The following is a 2,733-nucleotide window of genomic DNA, read 5'->3' as shown; positions in this document are numbered from 1 at the left end:
AAGGTTAACACCCACACTTACTTCAGGACGTACAGCACCTTTTTTGTACCTTTTTTTAAGAAGGCATGGGATTAAGCGCATTAGATACGGAAGTGGACCTGATTAATTTGTGGATTTTATTAAGTGCTAATTTTGAAAAGGAGGAACAGGAAGTGAGCGGGGATGCGGATTTTAATAATGAACTGCTTGTATGCATTCCAAATTATGAAGTATTTCTGAGTGTTTGTGACCAGTTTGATGCAAATGATTCTATTGTGTATTTATCAGCGGATGAAAAGGTTAACCAGGAGCTGACGAGCAAAGGCATCAATAACATTATTCATTTAAAAGAGGAAGACATATTCGTGGACTTAAAACAAAGGTTTATGAAAGTCATTCTGCTGGAGGATCGCCTGGCTGATACATGCAGCCTATCAAAAGTAATCCAGACGAGTACCCTTACTACGATCATTGTTGCTTACGAAAAACAAGATGTACCCTCAGAAATTATATGAATGCCTTGGTGTGAAACATGTCATTTATACAAACTGCAATAATATCGCTTTTTTAATCCATTAAGGAAATCAGGAGGGTTTAGGATGTGGATGTTTTGATTGTAGGGTTATCCCTTGTACTTACTCTTATGATGGCTGGTCTGACGAGCTGGTCTTCCCGTATAGTTCACCAAGGAGATGAAATGGAATGATGACCTTATTATTGGGGGTTGTATCCCTCGTTGTGATTTATCTGCTTTATGTATTAGTGAATCCAGAGAAATTTTAACTTTCGGAGGTAAAAATAGTGTTCACGACCATTCTTTCAATCATCATCACGCTGCTGGCTGTCGCTCTTTTGGCGAAGCCAGCCGGAATCTATTTGGCAAAAGCTTTTGATTATAACGAAAGCGGCCTGGATAAAGTATTCGGCCCTTTTGAAAATCTGTTATTTAAGCTAGGAGGAATTAAGAAGGTAAGCCAGTCCTGGAAACAATATTGCGCTGCCATTGGTGTTTGCGAATGCGTTCATGATTTTGCTGGTTTACCTGGTTTTGCAGGCTGCAAGGTCGATCTGCCGCTCAATCCAAGTGAAATAGCTGGAGATGGACCTACGCTCGCTTTCAATACGGCAGTAAGCTTCATGACAAATACGAACCTCAGCACTGTAGCGGTGGAGAGCGGACTTTCCTATTTAGCGCAAATGATGGAATTATGTTCGATGATGTCTCGCTGCTGCAGGAACGGCGCTGGCTGTACTAATGGCTTTTATACGAGGTCTTTCAGGTAAAGAATTAGGAAATTTCTTTGTGGATTTAATCAGGGCGATTACGAGGAGATGCTTTTGCCGGATCGCATTTATCACGGGATTGCTTTTTTGTTGCGATGGGAGTACCACGACACTGGAGCCAACGATTACTGCCGAGACAATCGAGGGTGGTGAACAGCAAATAGCACGTGGCCCAGTAGGATCATTCCTGTCTATAAAAGAACTGGGGAACAACGGGGGAGGGTTTATGGGAGTTAACTCTGCACACCCATTTGAAAACCCGACGGCTCTCAGCAATTTCCTGCAAATCCTCTTGATGCTATTACTGCCAACAGCTACGCCATTTGCCTACGGAAGAATGGTTGGAAATGCCAAGCAGGGAAGAGTGTTGTTTGCTTCGATGTCCATGATGTTCATCGTCATTCTCGGAGTAACCTTAACTTCTGAATTCCAGGGAAACCCGGTTATCAATTCGATGGGAATCCAGCATGAGCAGGGCAGCATGGAGGGAAAAGAAGTCCGCTTTGGGACAGGGCAATCTGCTTTGTATGCTGTTGTTACGACAGCCTCTGAGACAGGTGCGGTTAACACAATGCATGACACAATGACCCCGATTGGCGGAGTGAGTGCCTTTTGCAACGATGATGCTGAATACAGTCTTCGGTGGATCGGAGCAGGGTTCATTAACGTGATTATGTACGCAATCATCGCTGTCTTTCTATCTGGTTTGATGGTCGGCCGTACTCCTGAGTTTTTAGGCAAGAAAATTGAAGGGAAAGAAATGAAGCTAATTGCTGTTACGCTGCTGATGCAGCCATTGTTGATCCTGGGTGCTTCCGCCATTGCCTTTTTCACGCCATTAGGATATGAAGCGATTTCCAATCAGGGGTTCCTGGCGTCGAGTCAGGTAGTGTATGAATATACGTCCTCAGCGGCTAATAATGGATCAGGTTTTGAAGGATTAGGCGATGCAACGCCATTTTGGAACGTGTCTACAGGAATCGTCATGTATCTTGGGCGCTTCTTTGGTCTAGTGACAATGTTGGCTGTAGCTGGCTCGCTTGCTTCCAAAAAGCTAGTCCCAGAAACTGCGGGAACCTTCCGTACCGACACAGCATTATTTGGAACCATATTGCTTGGAACGATTTTTATCATAGGCGCACTTACCTTCTTTCCAACACTAGTATTGGGGCCGGTTGCAGAATATTTAACATTGTAGATGGGAGGGCTCATGATGGGCAGTCATGCACTTAAGAAAAAAACAAATGTTCGTGATGAAAATGAAAATAGTAAGCTTGAAAAATTATCAGATAAACGAACCAATTTGCCTCAAGATCATAACGAAAATAATAAGGATGGAAGTAAGAAAACAATGGATAGAGCGATTTTAACTCAGGCTTTAAAAGAATCTTTCATAAAACTCGATCCAAGGATCATGGTCAAAAACCCAATCATGTTTGTTGTGGAAATAGGTTTTTTCATTACATTGAT

General features: G+C 42.8%; 5 protein-coding genes and 1 pseudogene. All 6 read left to right on the top strand.

Features of this window, described 5'->3' with window-relative positions:
* Nucleotides 1-152 precede the first annotated feature (152 nt).
* On the top strand, nt 153-494 hold the full coding sequence (locus ACXADT_RS21660; RefSeq protein ID WP_474835889.1) for a hypothetical protein: 342 nt from the start codon (nt 153-155) through the stop codon (nt 492-494).
* 86 nt (nt 495-580) lie between these two features.
* A complete protein-coding gene (locus ACXADT_RS21655; protein WP_474835888.1) occupies nt 581-685 on the top strand; it encodes a signal peptide protein in 105 nt (34 codons plus the stop codon).
* Nucleotides 682-762, top strand: a complete 81-nt coding sequence (locus tag ACXADT_RS21650) for a potassium-transporting ATPase subunit F (RefSeq protein WP_474835890.1) — start codon at nt 682-684, stop codon at nt 760-762. Before ACXADT_RS21655 ends, ACXADT_RS21650 begins: the two co-directional genes overlap by 4 nt.
* An 18-nt stretch (nt 763-780) precedes the next feature.
* On the top strand, nt 781-1,263 hold the full coding sequence (locus ACXADT_RS21645; protein ID WP_474835887.1) for a potassium-transporting ATPase subunit KdpA: 483 nt from the start codon (nt 781-783) through the stop codon (nt 1,261-1,263).
* On the top strand, nt 1,235-2,461 hold the full coding sequence (gene kdpA / locus ACXADT_RS21640) for a potassium-transporting ATPase subunit KdpA (protein ID WP_474835886.1): 1,227 nt from the start codon (nt 1,235-1,237) through the stop codon (nt 2,459-2,461). The genes ACXADT_RS21645 and kdpA overlap by 29 nt, the downstream gene beginning before the upstream one ends.
* Nucleotides 2,462-2,476: 15 nt before the next feature.
* Nucleotides 2,477-2,733 (top strand): annotated as a pseudogene (locus ACXADT_RS21635) (potassium-transporting ATPase subunit B); the annotation flags it as partial.

This window comes from Anaerobacillus sp. ABR4_321, assembly GCF_056158505.1.
This window is presented reverse-complemented; position numbering and strand designations above follow the sequence as displayed.

Bases quoted from the DNA above. Each gene is read 5' to 3' on its own strand.
- ACXADT_RS21650 (WP_474835890.1), top strand. From the start codon at position 682: ATGATGACCTTATTATTGGGGGTTGTATCCCTCGTTGTGATTTATCTG.
- kdpA (WP_474835886.1), top strand. From the start codon at position 1,235: ATGGCTTTTATACGAGGTCTTTCAGGTAAAGAATTAGGAAATTTCTTT.